At 66.0% G+C, this 13692-nt stretch carries 15 protein-coding genes; 10 read left to right on the forward strand and 5 right to left on the reverse strand.

Annotation, left to right across the window (positions count from 1 at the left end):
* Positions 1-64: 64 nt before the first annotated feature.
* Positions 65-829 carry a hypothetical protein gene (locus tag QX128_RS25285; protein WP_316238825.1) on the forward strand — a complete coding sequence of 255 codons (765 nt, stop codon included), beginning with the start codon at positions 65-67 and terminating at the stop codon, positions 827-829.
* A 24-nt stretch (positions 830-853) separates the two neighbouring features.
* On the opposite strand, the gene purB is transcribed toward QX128_RS25285, so the two are convergent.
* On the reverse strand, positions 854-2161 hold the full coding sequence (gene purB / locus QX128_RS25290; RefSeq protein ID WP_316238826.1) for an adenylosuccinate lyase: 1308 nt from the start codon (positions 2159-2161) through the stop codon (positions 854-856).
* A 281-nt stretch (positions 2162-2442) separates the two neighbouring features.
* Here purB and QX128_RS25295 point away from each other — a divergent pair, with 281 nt between their 5' ends.
* Together QX128_RS25295 and QX128_RS25300 are read left to right on the forward strand one after the other, a co-directional pair.
* A complete protein-coding gene (locus tag QX128_RS25295) occupies positions 2443-2616 on the forward strand; it encodes a hypothetical protein (protein WP_316183101.1) in 174 nt (57 codons plus the stop codon).
* The gene (locus tag QX128_RS25300; RefSeq protein WP_316238827.1) at positions 2613-3200 is read left to right on the forward strand and encodes a TetR family transcriptional regulator; all 588 of its coding nucleotides are present in this window, start codon (positions 2613-2615) and stop codon (positions 3198-3200) included. Before QX128_RS25295 ends, QX128_RS25300 begins: the two co-directional genes overlap by 4 nt.
* Positions 3201-3285: 85 nt before the next feature.
* On the opposite strand, the gene QX128_RS25305 is transcribed toward QX128_RS25300, so the two are convergent.
* The gene (locus QX128_RS25305) at positions 3286-3933 is read right to left on the reverse strand and encodes a response regulator transcription factor (RefSeq protein ID WP_316183103.1); all 648 of its coding nucleotides are present in this window, start codon (positions 3931-3933) and stop codon (positions 3286-3288) included.
* Between the two features lie 10 nt (positions 3934-3943).
* Positions 3944-5302 (reverse strand): histidine kinase, encoded by a 1359-nt coding sequence (locus QX128_RS25310; protein WP_316238828.1) that lies wholly within the window; start codon positions 5300-5302, stop codon positions 3944-3946.
* A 195-nt stretch (positions 5303-5497) separates the two neighbouring features.
* Between QX128_RS25310 and QX128_RS25315 the strand changes: the two genes are divergently transcribed.
* From QX128_RS25315 to QX128_RS25330, 4 genes are all read left to right on the forward strand, one after another.
* Positions 5498-6277, forward strand: a complete 780-nt coding sequence (locus QX128_RS25315; RefSeq protein WP_316183105.1) for a MotA/TolQ/ExbB proton channel family protein — start codon at positions 5498-5500, stop codon at positions 6275-6277.
* On the forward strand, positions 6274-6945 hold the full coding sequence (locus tag QX128_RS25320) for a hypothetical protein (protein WP_316183106.1): 672 nt from the start codon (positions 6274-6276) through the stop codon (positions 6943-6945). The genes QX128_RS25315 and QX128_RS25320 overlap by 4 nt, the downstream gene beginning before the upstream one ends.
* A complete protein-coding gene (locus QX128_RS25325) occupies positions 6942-7550 on the forward strand; it encodes a hypothetical protein (protein WP_316183107.1) in 609 nt (202 codons plus the stop codon). The genes QX128_RS25320 and QX128_RS25325 overlap by 4 nt, the downstream gene beginning before the upstream one ends.
* 259 nt (positions 7551-7809) lie before the next feature.
* Positions 7810-8748, forward strand: coding sequence for a S1/P1 nuclease (locus tag QX128_RS25330; protein ID WP_315801159.1), 939 nt, complete (start codon positions 7810-7812; stop codon positions 8746-8748).
* Between the two features lie 13 nt (positions 8749-8761).
* Here QX128_RS25330 and QX128_RS25335 read toward each other — a convergent pair whose 3' ends face one another.
* Complete coding sequence (locus tag QX128_RS25335) at positions 8762-9481, reverse strand: SDR family oxidoreductase (RefSeq protein WP_316238829.1); 720 nt, start codon at positions 9479-9481, stop codon at positions 8762-8764.
* Positions 9482-9580: 99 nt separating this feature from the next.
* On the opposite strand from QX128_RS25335, the gene QX128_RS25340 reads away from it, so the two are divergent.
* The gene (locus QX128_RS25340; protein ID WP_316238830.1) at positions 9581-10471 is read left to right on the forward strand and encodes a LysR family transcriptional regulator; all 891 of its coding nucleotides are present in this window, start codon (positions 9581-9583) and stop codon (positions 10469-10471) included.
* A 111-nt stretch (positions 10472-10582) separates the two neighbouring features.
* Here QX128_RS25340 and QX128_RS25345 read toward each other — a convergent pair whose 3' ends face one another.
* Positions 10583-10813: a hypothetical protein gene (locus QX128_RS25345; RefSeq protein WP_316238831.1), complete on the reverse strand. Its 231-nt coding sequence runs from the start codon at positions 10811-10813 to the stop codon at positions 10583-10585.
* Positions 10814-11422: 609 nt separating this feature from the next.
* On the opposite strand from QX128_RS25345, the gene QX128_RS25350 reads away from it, so the two are divergent.
* Together QX128_RS25350 and QX128_RS25355 are read left to right on the forward strand one after the other, a co-directional pair.
* Positions 11423-12163 (forward strand): metallophosphoesterase family protein, encoded by a 741-nt coding sequence (locus tag QX128_RS25350; protein ID WP_316238832.1) that lies wholly within the window; start codon positions 11423-11425, stop codon positions 12161-12163.
* A gap of 3 nt (positions 12164-12166) precedes the next feature.
* Positions 12167-13624: a bifunctional serine/threonine-protein kinase/universal stress protein gene (locus QX128_RS25355; protein WP_316238833.1), complete on the forward strand. Its 1458-nt coding sequence runs from the start codon at positions 12167-12169 to the stop codon at positions 13622-13624.
* Positions 13625-13692 lie beyond the last annotated feature (68 nt).

Here is a 13692-nt window from a genome sequence, read left to right on the forward strand (position 1 = left end):
CACGGGTTGGTGTTGGCGTCGGGACTGGGTAGGATGCAGGCAGGGATCGCCTGCGAGGAGCACCATGACCCGACGAACCTGCACCGGATGGATCGCACGCCTGGCGCTCGCCGCCGTCACGTTCGCCGGTGCCAGCGCCCATGCCGCCGAGCGGACGATGTCCTGGGAGAGCGGCTGCCGTTTCACGGTCCGATACGATCCCGCCAAGCACGACGAGACGCGGCTGCGCAACACCGTGCGTCTGCTGTTCGGCCCGTCCGATTTCGACTCACCGGGCACGTTGCCGGCGTTCGATCCGAAGGCGGTCGCAGCGCTCGACCCCGACAAGATCGATCGCGCCTGCAAGGCCACGCTCGACGCCGCCGCGCGGCTGGAGTTCATCGCGCTGCCCGGTGTCGACGACTACCGCCGCGCCAAGATCGCGGAGCTGAAGGACAGTTGCGATTTCGACCTGGCGCAGACCCGGGGCTTCAAGACGCCCTCGGCGCTGCGCGACTATCAGCCTGCCGCCGCCTGCGCGCGCTTCGTCGACGCGATCGAGGGCAAAACCGACCTGCAACAGATGTTTCGCCAGACCGTGGACAAGGGCTGTGCCGACAACGCCAGCCCGAAGGCCTGCGTCGCCCGGAACCTCGCCGAATCGCAGAAAGCGGACGGCCAGGAGCGCATGCGGATCTATCTGGTCAATTTCGGCTGGACCAATTGCGCTGTGAACTACAACCTCCGCAACACCGGCGAGACGAAGATGGAGGCGATGCGGAGCGCGCTCGAGACCCAGTTCCGGAAGATGTTCAAGGTCAAGCAGGACAAGTGCGAGGAGGCGGACTGAGGCGTCCGCCCGCTCGACGCGCGCTCAGTTCTCCCCGAACACGCGCTTGAAGATCGTGTCGACGTGCTTGAGGTGATAGCCGAGGTCGAACTGCTCGTCGATCTCGGCATCTGTGAGATACTTCTTCACCTCGGCATCGGCCTTGAGCAAGGTGCGGAAGTCGCCTTCGCCGCGCCACACCGGCATCGCGTTGCGCTGGACCAGTCTGTAGGAGTCCTCGCGGCTGGCGCCCTTCTGGGTCAGCGCGATCAGCAGGCGCTGCGAGTGCACGAGGCCGCCGAGCTTGTCGAGGTTCTTCTCCATGTTGGCCGGGTAGACCAGCAGCTTCTCGATCAGGCCGGCGAGGCGCATCAGCGCAAAGTCGAGCGTGACGGTGGCGTCGGGGCCGATCATGCGCTCGACGGAGGAGTGCGAGATATCGCGCTCGTGCCACAGCACGACGTTCTCCATCGCCGGGGTCACATAGGCGCGCACCATGCGGGCGAGGCCGGTGAGGTTCTCCGACAGCACCGGGTTGCGCTTGTGCGGCATCGCCGACGAGCCCTTCTGGCCCTCCGAGAAGAACTCCTCGGCTTCGAGCACCTCGGTGCGCTGCAGATGGCGCACTTCGGTCGCCAGGCGCTCCACGGACGAAGCGATGACGCCGAGCGTCGCAAAGAACATCGCGTGGCGGTCGCGCGGAATCACCTGGGTGGAGATCGGCTCTGGCGACAGGCCCATCGCCTTGGCGACGTGCTCTTCCACCCGCGGATCGATCTGGGCGAAGGTGCCGACGGCGCCGGAAATCGCGCAGGTCGCGACCTCCTTGCGGGCGGCGACCAGGCGCTCGCGCGCGCGGGAGAATTCGGCATAGGCATAAGCGAGCTTGAGGCCGAACGTGACCGGCTCGGCATGGATGCCGTGCGAGCGGCCGATGGTCGGCGTCATCTTGTGCTCGAAGGCGCGCGTCTTCAGCGCCGCCAGCACGCGGTCGAGATCGGCGAGCAGCAGGTCGGCGGCGCGGGTGAGCTGGACGTTGAGGCAGGTGTCGAGCACGTCGGAGGAGGTCATGCCCTGGTGCACGAAACGCGCCTCGGGGCCGACGATCTCGGCGAGATGGGTCAGGAAGGCGATGACGTCGTGCTTGGTCTCGCGCTCGATCTCATCGATGCGGGCGACGTCGAAGGTGGCGTCCTTGGCTTTGGCCCAGATCGTCTTGGCGGCGTCCTTCGGGATCGTGCCGAGCTCGGCCAGGGCGTCCGCCGCATGCGCCTCGATCTCGAACCAGATCTTGAACCGGGTCTGCGGCTCCCAGATCGAGGCCATTTCGGGACGGGAATAGCGGGGGATCATCGACGGCGCTCCGAGGCGGGAGGGAAGGTGGGCGGGACCAAGCGTCCGCGCCGACATTTTACGCCGCGCTTTACCAGAGCGGCCGGATCGACACAAACGGCGGTCTTTCCGGCGAGCTGGCGGCTCAATTCAAGACTATAATACCATTTCTCAAAAATCGTGCTGACAGATATTGAAATCTGTCAGCGCGATGATGTATATCGATTGTGCCACCGTGCTTAAGACCAACTTCCACTGTCTGACCTTGGGTTCAGCGGTTTCAACTGCGAAGGACCGCTTCGATGAAGATTGAAAAGCGATTGTTGCACTCACAATTTCAGGACTGGCTGAATCTCCAGGTCGCGCGTCACCTTGAGGCCCAGGCCGCCAGGTTTCGCGCGCCGTCGTCCGCCGACCGGGCTGAGACGATCCAGATCAAGGCGCATACGTCCGACGCCGATATGGTGCACGCATGAATGAGGCCGTGGTTCTGACATCCGAGCGCATCCTCGAAGTTACCGAGGATGTGTTGCGCCGTTATGGGCTCGCCAAAGCGACGGTCGTCGACGTCGCGAGAGCGCTCGATGTCAGCCACGGCTCCGTTTATCGTCACTTTCCCAGCAAGGCCTCGCTGCGCGAGGCGGTTGCCAAGCGCTGGCTCGAGCGGGTCAGCGCGCCGCTGGCGCAGATCGCGGCGGAGCCGGCCCCCGCGCCGGCGAAGCTGGAGCGCTGGCTGCGCGAGCTGTTCGGCGCCAAGCAGAAGAGGGTCTGCGAAGATCCGGAGATGTTCGCGACCTATCTCACCCTGGCGCGCGAGGCGTGCTCGGTGGTCAAGGCGCACAAGCAGAACCTGATCGCCCAGGTCGAGGGCATGATCGCGGAGGGCGTCGCGCAGGGCGCGTTCGACGTCGCCGATCCAAAAGTTGCGGCCGCCGCGATCTTCGATGCGACGAGAAGTTTTCATCATCCGGCCCATGCCGACGAGTGGAGCGAGTGCACCTGCTCGGCCCGAGCCGATGCGGTGCTGACGTTGTTGTTGCGCGGGCTTGCGGCGCGTTAGCCAAGCGTAGCCCGCATGAGCACAGCGACATGCGGGGTCATGCCGGGAGCGCGTGAGACCCCGGATGTCGCTTCGCTCATCCGGGCTACAGATCCGTCAGCCCGCTCGTGACCGCCAGCCGCACGAGCTGTGCGTCCGTCTGCAATCCGGTCTTGGCCTTCACCAGATAATGATAGTTCTGCACCGTCTTGACGCTGAGGTGCAGGTTCGCGGCGATCTGCTCGGTGGTCAGGCCCGAGGCGAACTGGCGCAGGATCTCGATCTCGCGTTCGCCCAACCGGTCCAGCACGGTCTGCTGCGGATCGAGGCTGTCGGCGGCCAGCACATGGGCGACGTCGTCGCTGAGCGCGCGCCCGCCGCTGATCACCATGCGGATGGCGCGGACCAGCGCCGACGGCTCGCTGCTCTTGGTAACGAAGCCGCCGGCCCCGGCGGCGAACGCTGCCTTCACCAGCGGCGCCTCGCCATGCATCGAGAACACCAGGATGCAGGCGCGATTGTCGCGGGCACGGATGTTGCGGATCGCCTCCAGCCCGCTGGCGCCCTTCATCGAGATGTCGAGCACGACCACGTCGGGCGCATGCGCCTTGAACGCGGCATAGGCCGCCGCGGCGCTGTCGGCCTCGGCGATGACGCGAAATCCCTCCTGGCTCTCCAGCACGCGGCGATAGCCTTGCCGGACCACCGGGTGGTCGTCGACCAGCAGGATCGAAATGCCTGTGCGCTCGGGCATCCCCGTTATCTCAGGCGGCCAGTGGAATTGTCGCGGAGACGCTGAGCCCGCGCGCGGCCGGGCCGATCGACAGCGAGCCGCCGACGGCTGCGATTCGCTCGCGGATGCCGGTGAGGCCGAAGCCGCTCGATTGCACCAGCAGTGCCGCATCGCCGCCGCCGTCGTCCTCGACCGAGATCACGAGCGCGCTGTCGGGACCCTGGCGGCGCTCGACCCGCAGCGACACCTCGCTCGCGCTGGTGTGGCGGAGCGCATTGGTCAGGCATTCCTGCGCCATGCGATAGGCGGTGACCGCGACCGGGCCCTGGATGTCGGCGAGATCGCCGTGCAGGTCGAGCCGGATCGCGGGTCGCGCGGCATGCTGATAGTTCTCGGTCAGCGCGATCAGGCCTGCGGCGAGGCCGAGCTCTTCGGTGAGCGGACGGCGCAGCCGGCTCAAGGTGCCGCGCAGGCAGGCCATCAGATGGCTGACGGACTGCGTGATCATGCGCGCATCCTGCGCGACCTGATCGTTGCGGCCGCTGCCGGTGCTCTCGATCGTCGAGGCAAAGGCGAGGATGGCCGTGAGGTTCTGCCCGAATTCGTCGTGCAGCTCGCGCGCCAGCGCCCGCCGCTCCTCGTCGCGGATGTCGAGCAGGCGCTCGGTGAGCGCGGCGCGCTGCTCGTTGGCCTGCGCCAGCCGGTCGCCGAGCTCGCCGACGGCGCGGCCGATCATGGCGAGCTCCATCGAACGGAAGCGCGGCAGTGCGGGGCGGTGGTCGCCCTCGGCCATCCGCTGCAGGGCCTGGACGATGCTGCGCGCCGGCGCCAGCGCATGCGCGATCGCCAGCGAGGCCAGCACGCCGATCGCGATTGCCATCGCCAGCGCCACGCCAAAACTGTCCTGGATACGCAGCCAGGCGAGCTGGATCGCCGCATCGGGATCGGCGATCGCCGAAACGGTTCCCGCCGTGGTGGAGCGCGCGCTGATCGGCTGCGCGACCGCCGCGTGATCGCCGAGGATGGCTTCCACGGCGCCTGAGAACCAGCGCGGCGGCGCGGCGCCGAGGCCCTTGCTCTGGCCGCACAGCGGCTTTTCGAAGGCGGCCTCTGGCTTGAGCTGCACGCAGATGCCGGGCGCGATCAGCTTCATGGTCTCGGTCGTGCGCCAGTCGGGCAGCGGCAGCAGCCGCTCGCGCGACCGGTTGCCGCGCAGCAGAAGCTCGCGCCAATACAGCGCCTCCAGCGCCTGCGAGACCCGGTCGGCCGATGCCGCGGTGGCGCGGTCGACGCTGCGATAGGCGTCGATGGTGACCCATACGGCCGCGGCGGCCAGACACAGCAGCACGATCAGCGCGAGGCGCGCAATGAGCTGGAGCACGAGACGCATGCGATCCTCTCCACGGCTTTTGCCGCAGCGTAACAATGGGCTGGTGCTCCGCCAAGTAAATGCACTGCAGCAAGCCGCAGGTTGGGAAATTTTCCCGAGCGCCTCGAGGCAGATGTCTTTGGACGCTGTTCCGCCGCTCTGCTTAACTCCCTCTGCGAAGCGCCGAACGAAAAGGCGCGCATCGGGAGGTCTTGCATGAGCGTGATCAGCAGTGCCGATCGGGTGGAACCTGCGCGCGATAGCGCCGAGCGCGGGCCGCTGCTGCTCTGGATGATCTTCACCGGCCTCACGATATTCGCCGCCGTGGTGCTCGCCCGCTACGGCTATTTCCACCTGATGGTCGCCTCAGACCGCACCTACATCTCCAGCGTCATCGCCGTGCTCTACGTCGTGACCTGCTGCCATTGCTTCTGGCGCACCAGAGCGATCGCGCGCGAGGCGGATGCAGCGCGGCGCTGCCGCGCCGTGCTGATCGGGCCCGATGCGGCGCGCGCGCTCGAACCTGATGCTCAGTTGCTTCCCAAAGGGCTCGTCACCAACCACATCCGCAGCCTCGTCACCAAGGCGCAAACGCAAGGGGCAGGGCGTCTCGACCAGACCTTGCTGCTGCGGACGCTCGCCGACCGCCTGCGCGGCTCCAACGGCTTCGGCGGCTTCGCCTCGGACACGCTGATGAAGCTCGGCCTGCTCGGCACCATCATCGGCTTCATCATCATGCTGGCGCCGATTGCCGGTCTCGACATCAACGACAAGCTGGCGATGAAGTCCTCGATGGGATTGATGAGCGACGGCATGGCGGTGGCGATGTACACGACGCTCGCCGGCCTCGTCGGCTCGATCCTGGTGCGCATCCAGTACTACATGCTGGATGCGGCGACCGGGCGCGTGTTCTCGGACGCGGTCATGCTCACCGAGACGCGGGTGACACCGCGGCTCGAGCGCGCGATGGATCGCGCGCCGGAGCAGGACGCATGATGGACGATTTCGGACTCTATCCGCGCGAGGAGCAGTTCGACCCGTTCAGCGTGATGCTGTTCAAGGCGTTGCAGATCGTCGCATTCTTCTTCTTCATCGCGGTGCTCGCGATCTCGCCGGACGCCAAGGACGGCAAGGTGGACAGCAAGGCCGAGTTCCTGATCACGATGGACTGGCCGGACAACCATCCCGACGATCTCGACCTGTTCGTGCAGGACCCCGTCGGCAACATCGCCTGGTACCGGCATCGCGAGGCCGGCTTCCTCACGCTCGATCGCGACGACCGCGGCGGCGCCAACGATTTCATCCTGGTCAACGGCCTGAAGATCCCGTCGCCGATCCGCGAGGAGATCGTCACGATCAGAGGCATCGTCGCCGGCGAATACACCGTCAACATCTCGCATTTCCAGAACGTCAGCGGCGCGCCGGTCGAGGCCACGGTGAAGGTGCAGAAGCTCAACCCGACCGCGCAGGTGATCTTCGACGACAAGGTCGTGCTCGACCATTCCGGCGACGAGAAGACCGCGCTGCGCTTCAAGCTCAATGCGGAAGGCAAGGTGATCGACGTCCAGCGGCGGCCGAAATCGCTGCTGGAGACGTTCCGGAATGTCCGCGCCAACGGCGCCGACCTCGATCCCAAGACCGGCGTCAGGATGATCAGGCGATGATGAGCAATCTGCAGACCGTCATCGTCACGCTGTCCGTGTGCTATGCGCTGATCGGCGCGCTGCTCTTGCTGGTGCTGGTCTATGCAAGGCTGCCGTGGCAGGTGAAGGCGGTCGCAGTGATCGTCACCAGCGCGTTCTATGTCGGCAGCTTCGTCGGCGCCCGCGGCCTGCTCGGCTGGGCCAGCGTCGACCGGCTGCCGCGGAGCTTCAAGGTGCTGCAGGTGCGGATCGTCGATCCGCACTCCGTCGAGGGCGATCCCGGCGCGGTCTATCTGTGGGTCGAGGCGCTCGACGACGACAACCGTCCGAGCGGCGTGCCGCGCGCCTATCGCATTCCCTACAGTGACACACTCGCCGACAAGGCCCAGCACGCCGCCGACCAGATCGCGGCCGGTCATCCGCAGGGCGGTCGCGCCGCTGATTTCGGCACCGGCGACGGCGGGGTCATCGACGCCGCGCGCGAATACATCCTGCCGAAGACCATCATCGAGACCGCCGGCGGCGATCCCTCCACCGGCGAGTTCAAGGCCGCCAAGAACGCTGGCGACGGCGTCTCGTTCACGCCACTGCTGCCGCCGCGCATGCCGCCGAAGGACGAGCAGTGAACGGGGCGACGCGGAAGAACCTCCCAGCGGAGAGTCGATAACTCGCCACCGTCATCGCGAGGAGCGAAGCGACGAAGCAATCCAGGGTCCAGTTCGCAGCCCTGGATCGCTTCGCTGCGCTCGCAATGACGGCGGAAAATGACCGCGGCGCAAGCGGTGAAATTGCCAACTTTCTCCATTCAAGCTAGGCTCAGGATCGTCTAGTAATCCAGCCGAATGCGCGTTTCATTTGTTGATTGAATCTCGAGGGGGCTTCGCGATGCGTAAGCTGATGATTGCGTTTTTGGCCCTGATGTTGTGGCCGGCCGGACCGGCTCTGGCCTGGTGGGACGAGGGCCACATGCAGATCGCCTATCTGGCCTACAAGAAGCTGTCCCCGGCGACGCGGGACCGGGCCGATGCGCTGCTCAAGCTCAATCCCGACTACGCCAGCTGGGTTGCCGGCGCGCCTGCGGGACAGGAGAAGCTATACGCTTTCGTGCATGCGGCGACCTGGCCGGACGACATCAAGATGAAGCCGGACTATTACGACGATCAGGTCACGGATTCGACGGCGAAGCAGCTGGTGCCGTACGGCCACCTCAAGCATCAGTACTGGCACTACAAGGACGCGCTGTTCTCGGCCGACGACACGCCGCTGCCGCGCCCTGATGCTGTGGATGCGGTGTCGCAGCTCAAGCTGATGATCGCCAAGCTGCCGGCGAACACCGACGCCTCGGAGCCGCTGCGTTCGTACAGCCTCAGCTGGAGCATCCACCTCGTCGGCGATCTGCACCAGCCGCTGCACGCCATCGCCCGCTATTCGTCCGCGCTTCCCGACAAAGGCGGCGACCGCGGCGGCAATGAGGAGCAGGTGATCGCCGCCAACGGCGAGACGCAGAATCTGCACGCCTATTGGGACGGCATCTTCGGCGGCTATTCGACCGTGTTCGGCGCGATCTTCGACGCCGACCAGCGCGGAGGCCTGTCGACCGTCACGCCCGACGCCGGCAAGGCGCAGATCATCGACCCCGCGGTGTGGGCGCAAGAGAGCTTCGATCTCGCCAAGACGGTGGCCTATGCCTCTCCCGTTCGCACGGACAAGCAGCCGGTCGAATTGACCCGCGAGTACGAGACCAACGCCCGCGACCTTGCCCGCAAGCAGGCCGCGCTCGCCGCTGCGCGGCTCGCCAACCTTCTCGAGGTGGTGTTGCGGTAGAGCCGCCTGCGCCTCACGGCGCCCGCGTCGGACGAACGACGATCTCGTTGACGTCGACATCGTCGGGTTGCTGGATGGCATAGCGCACGGCGCGGCCGATCGCGTCCGGCTGCAGGGCAATCGCGCGGTAGCTGCGCATCATCTCGGCTGCGGTCTCGTCCGTGATGGTGCTGGCGAGTTCGCTCTCGACCACGCCCGGATGGATGCAGGTGACGCGCAGCTTCTCATTCTCCTGCCGGAGCCCGTCCGAGATCGCCCGCACGGCGTGCTTGGTCGCGCAGTAGATTGCGGCGGTCGGCACGACCTGCAGAGCGCCGATCGAGGCGATGTTGATGATGTGTCCGGAGCCGCGGGCCAGCATGCCGGGCAACACCGCCGCGATGCCGTTCAGCACGCCCTTGATGTTGACGTCGACCATGCGATCCCACTCGTCGACCTTCATCGAGGCCATCGGCGAGAGCGGCATGATGCCGGCATTGTTGATCATGACGTCCACGTGCCCCCACATCGCGCGCGCAGCCTCGGCAAAGGCCGCGACATCGGCGCGGTTGGTCACATCCAGCGCCCGAACCTCGGCGGTTTGGCCGGCCGCGTGCAGCTCGGCGGCGAGCGCCTCGAGCCGATCCAGGCGGCGCGCGCCCAGCAGCAGCCGCGCGCCCGTGGCGGCCAGCTCTCGTGCGATCCCAGCGCCAATGCCGCTCGAAGCTCCGGTAATCAGGATGACCTTGTCCATGTTCAACTCCCGTCAGTTGGTGACGGACGGAAGCTAGTTTGCCGGCATTGTCACGACAATTTGCCCAATAATTGTCTCGGTGGTAAGCGAGTCTAACCAATGCGGATCGACAAGAACATGATCGAGCTGTTCGTGGCAGTCGCCGAGGCCGGGAGCTTCCGCCTTGCCGCGGACCGTCTGGGCGTGACGCGGTCTGCCGTCAGCCAGGCCATGGGCAGGCTGGAGGACCATCTCGGGATTTCCCTGGTCAGCCGGACGACCCGCAGCTTCAGCCTGACCGAGGCGGGACGCCGTTTCTATGCCGATGTCGCGCCGGCGATCGGCGCGCTGAATGCCGCCGCCGAGCAGATCGGCGACAAGGCCGGGCCGCCGTCCGGCCTGCTGCGGCTGGCCGTGTCCTCCATCGCCGAGCGCTTCATCTCCGGGCCATTGCTGGCCTCGTTCATGCAAACCTGTCCCGCGATCGAACTGGACATCACCATCACCGACGACACCTTCGACATCGTCGCCGAGCACTACGACGCGGGGGTGCGCCTCGGAGAAGTCATCGCGCAGGACATGATCGCTGTCCCGGTGTCCGGAGATCAGAGGCAGCTGGCCTTCGCCGCACCGAGCTATCTGGAAGAACACAGCGCGCCGGCGCACCCGCGCGACCTGATTCATCATGCCTGCATCGGCTGGCGGCCCGCGCCGCTGGTCGCGCCCTATCGCTGGGAGTTCACCGAAGCGGGCAGGGACTTCAATGTCGAGGTGAAGCCCAGCCTGACGACCAACGACATGTCGTTGATGATCCGCACCGCATGCGCGGGCGGCGGCATCACCTTCGGCATGGAGGAGACGTTCCAGCCCTACGTCGCGCGTGGCGAACTGGTGCCGCTGCTCGAAAGCTTTTCCGCGCCGTTTGCCGGATTCTACCTGTACTTTCCAAGGCGCCGGAACTTGGCGCCCAAGCTCCGCGCGCTCATCGACCATGCGAGGCGGGGACTATGACAGCGGCGAGGTCTTCATCATCGTGTAGCCCGGAAGAGCGAAAGCGATATCCGGGTTCACCGACAGAGCGCGTGAGACACTCGACTGCCGCTTCCGGCGTGGGCACACGGACTACGACTCCTCCTCCTCAAAGAGGTCGGGTTCGCCAATCCAATTGATGACGATCTGCTTGGCAACCTGCTTGTGTCCCCAAGGAGATGTCAGCCCGACATCATAAATATGCAGGTGATTTCTGTTTTGCGTCTTAAGTCTAGTCAATTGATCTATCAACACATCGACGCTGTCGGTATCGACCATCAGATCGACACCACCAAGTACTTCGTTCCAAACAGCGATAATCATCGGTTATTCCGGAGCGTGAGACGCGGGAACGGATTTCGCCGTGTAGCAAGCGCCATCCAAGAAATCTATTTCATTTTTTCAGAAATCATGCTATACGCTATCATCCCGTCCCGAGCAGAGGGGCGTAGCGCGCGATCGTCACGACACGTGGGGCGGGGAAGCGATGGACGCTGGGCTAGCGTGAGACGAGCGCTTGGCCTGCGGACGTGAAGTCGTGTCGTCCTGGCCTCCCGGTGCCGAGGTCAAGCTGACGCCAGCGCTCGCGCGCTGCGTCAATGACGGGGTCAACAAGCCGGTCCCCGGGGAGATCACGATATAAGCGTTAAAACCGTCGCGCGGGGAATGCCGGATGTTCGGCTGAACCTGTGGTGACTGCCGCCTGCGTTTTTCTGCAGGCGGGCCATGGGTGAGGCCTTCACCCGGCATTCCCCGCGCCCTCTCGCTTGTCGATTGGGCACCGCGATCGCAAAGCTCGGGCGTGAGCCGCCGCGAGAACGAAAGACCGCGCGTCAACCGCCAGCGCTCAAAACCCTTGCCCGGCCCGGCCGGTTTGATGTTGCTCAAATTCCGTGCGAAGCCCGCTTGTACGGTTGAACCGGGAGGAACGGCGTGCTGCTTGCGATCTTCACCGATATCCATGCCAATCGGCAGGCCTTTGCGGCCTGCCTGGAGGCGGCGCGTGCCCGTGGCGCGGATCGTCTCATCTGTCTCGGCGACATCGTCGGCTATGGCGCCGATCCGGAATGGTCGGTCGACACCGTCATGGAGATCGTCGCCGAGGGCGGGCTGGCGGTGCGCGGCAACCACGACAATGCCGTCTCGGCGGCGAGCGAAAGCATGAATGCCGAGGCGCAGGCGGCGATGGAGTGGACGCGCGGCCGGCTCAGCGCCGAGCAGCGCCACTTTCTCGCCGAGCTGCCGATGAGCATCGGTGACGACGACCGGTTGTTCGTGCATGCGGAGGCGTCCAGCCCGCCGCGCTGGCGCTATGTGCAGTCGTCGGCCGATGCCGCGCGCAGCATGATCGCGACCGAGGCGCAGGTGACGTTCTGCGGCCACATCCACCGTCCGGCGCTATATTCGATGTCCGCCACCGCCAAGATGACGAGCTTCACCCCGACCGCCAACATGCCCATTCAGCTGTTGCGCGGCCGGCAATGGCTGGCCGTGGTCGGCTCGGTCGGCCAGCCGCGCGACGGCGATCCGGCCGCGTCGTTCGTGACCTTCGACACCAAGACCCGCGAGCTGACCTATTGCCGCGTGCCCTATGACGTCGACGCGGCGGCGCAGCGCATTCGCGACAACGGCCTGCCGCCCTGGCTGGCGCAGCGGCTCTCGATGGGGCGGTAGAGCATGCCAAGAGCGAAACTTCAGCCGGGCGTCGTGATCGACGGCTTCACGGTCGGCGAATGTGTCCATTCCGGCGGCATGGCGACGCTGTGGAGCGTCGCCCATCCGGACATCGACCGGCCCATCCTGATGAAGGTGCCGCGCGTCTCCGAGGGCGAGGATCCCGCGGCGATCGTCAGCTTCGAGATGGAGCAGATGATCCTGCCGAAACTGTCCGGGCCGCATGTGCCGGCCTGTTTCGGCACCGGCGATTTCGCCACCCAGGCCTATGTCGTGATCGAGCAGATTCCGGGCGAGACGCTGTACAAGCGGCTGCCCGAGCTGCCGCTGGCTTACGAGGAGGCGCGGGTGCTGGTCGCGAAGATCGCGACCGCGCTCGCCGATATTCACCGGCAGCACGTCATCCATCACGACATCAAGCCCTCCAGCATCATGTTCCGGCCGTCTGGGGAGGCGGTGCTGATCGACTACGGCCTGTCCTGCCACAAGCACTTGCCGGATCTCTTGCAGGAGGAGTTCCGCCTGCCTTACGGCACTGCCCCCTACATGGCGCCCGAGCGCATGATGGGCACGCGCAGCGATCCGCGCAGCGACATCTTTTCGCTCGGCGTGCTGCTCTACTTCTTCACCACCGGCGTGCGGCCGTTCGGCGAGACCGAGACGCTGCGGGGCATGCGCCGGCGTCTCTGGCGCGATCCCTATCCGCCGCGGCAATTGAAGCCGGACTATCCACCGTGGCTGCAGGAGATCGTGCTGCGCTGCCTGGAGATCGAGCCGGTCTGGCGCTACCCGACCGCGGCGCAGCTTGCCTTCGATCTCGGCCATCCCGACCAGGTCAAGCTCACGGCGCGCGCGGAGAAGGTCAAGCGCGATCCGATCACCACCGTGTGGCGGCGCCGCTTCAACCGCGGCCTGGTGCAGCCGGAACAGAAAGCATCCGATGTCGCGGTGCAGATCGCCTCCAGTCCGATCGTGGCGGTCGCGATCGACACCGCGGAAGGCGGCGAGGAGCTCAACGGCGCGCTGCGGCTCACCGCGCAGCGCATCCTCGCGACCTTGCCTGCGGCGCGGCTCGCCTGCGTCAACGTGCTGAAGCTCGGGCGCCTCACCATCGACCGCACCCTGGACGAGGAGGGCAACAACAAGCACATCGATCGCATGGTCGCGCTGAAGCACTGGGCGACGCCGCTCAAGCTCGACGCCAGCCGGCTGACGGTGCATGTGCTGGAGGCCGTCGATCCTGCCGCCACCATCATCGAATTCGCCGAGGCCAACCAGGTCGACCACATCATCATCGGCGCGAGGCGCGACTCCGTGCTGCGCTCGCTGCTCGGCAGCGTCTCGGCGAAGGTCGCAGCGGAGGCGGGGTGCACTGTCACCGTGGTCCGCACACGCCACGCCGCGCGAGAGGCGGATGATGAGGATGACGACGCGCCGGGCAAGGCCGTATCGGGGACGTGAGACGTTAGGGTTGAGATTGAAGTCCGTTTCCGATCGCGCGTCCTACGAGGTCCGGCGTTGCCGGAGCA

Source organism: Bradyrhizobium sp. SZCCHNR1015 (assembly GCF_032489875.1).
In the GTDB taxonomy this organism is placed as follows: Bacteria; Pseudomonadota; Alphaproteobacteria; order Rhizobiales; family Xanthobacteraceae; genus Bradyrhizobium.

Bases quoted from the DNA above. Each gene is read 5' to 3' on its own strand.
- QX128_RS25285 (WP_316238825.1), top strand. From the start codon at position 65: ATGACCCGACGAACCTGCACCGGATGGATCGCACGCCTGGCGCTCGCC.
- purB (WP_316238826.1), bottom strand. From the start codon at position 2,161: ATGATCCCCCGCTATTCCCGTCCCGAAATGGCCTCGATCTGGGAGCCG.
- QX128_RS25295 (WP_316183101.1), top strand. From the start codon at position 2,443: ATGAAGATTGAAAAGCGATTGTTGCACTCACAATTTCAGGACTGGCTG.
- QX128_RS25300 (WP_316238827.1), top strand. From the start codon at position 2,613: ATGAATGAGGCCGTGGTTCTGACATCCGAGCGCATCCTCGAAGTTACC.
- QX128_RS25305 (WP_316183103.1), bottom strand. From the start codon at position 3,933: ATGCCCGAGCGCACAGGCATTTCGATCCTGCTGGTCGACGACCACCCG.
- QX128_RS25310 (WP_316238828.1), bottom strand. From the start codon at position 5,302: ATGCGTCTCGTGCTCCAGCTCATTGCGCGCCTCGCGCTGATCGTGCTG.
- QX128_RS25315 (WP_316183105.1), top strand. From the start codon at position 5,498: ATGAGCGTGATCAGCAGTGCCGATCGGGTGGAACCTGCGCGCGATAGC.
- QX128_RS25320 (WP_316183106.1), top strand. From the start codon at position 6,274: ATGATGGACGATTTCGGACTCTATCCGCGCGAGGAGCAGTTCGACCCG.
- QX128_RS25325 (WP_316183107.1), top strand. From the start codon at position 6,942: ATGATGAGCAATCTGCAGACCGTCATCGTCACGCTGTCCGTGTGCTAT.
- QX128_RS25330 (WP_315801159.1), top strand. From the start codon at position 7,810: ATGCGTAAGCTGATGATTGCGTTTTTGGCCCTGATGTTGTGGCCGGCC.
- QX128_RS25335 (WP_316238829.1), bottom strand. From the start codon at position 9,481: ATGGACAAGGTCATCCTGATTACCGGAGCTTCGAGCGGCATTGGCGCT.
- QX128_RS25340 (WP_316238830.1), top strand. From the start codon at position 9,581: ATGCGGATCGACAAGAACATGATCGAGCTGTTCGTGGCAGTCGCCGAG.
- QX128_RS25345 (WP_316238831.1), bottom strand. From the start codon at position 10,813: ATGATTATCGCTGTTTGGAACGAAGTACTTGGTGGTGTCGATCTGATG.
- QX128_RS25355 (WP_316238833.1), top strand. From the start codon at position 12,167: ATGCCAAGAGCGAAACTTCAGCCGGGCGTCGTGATCGACGGCTTCACG.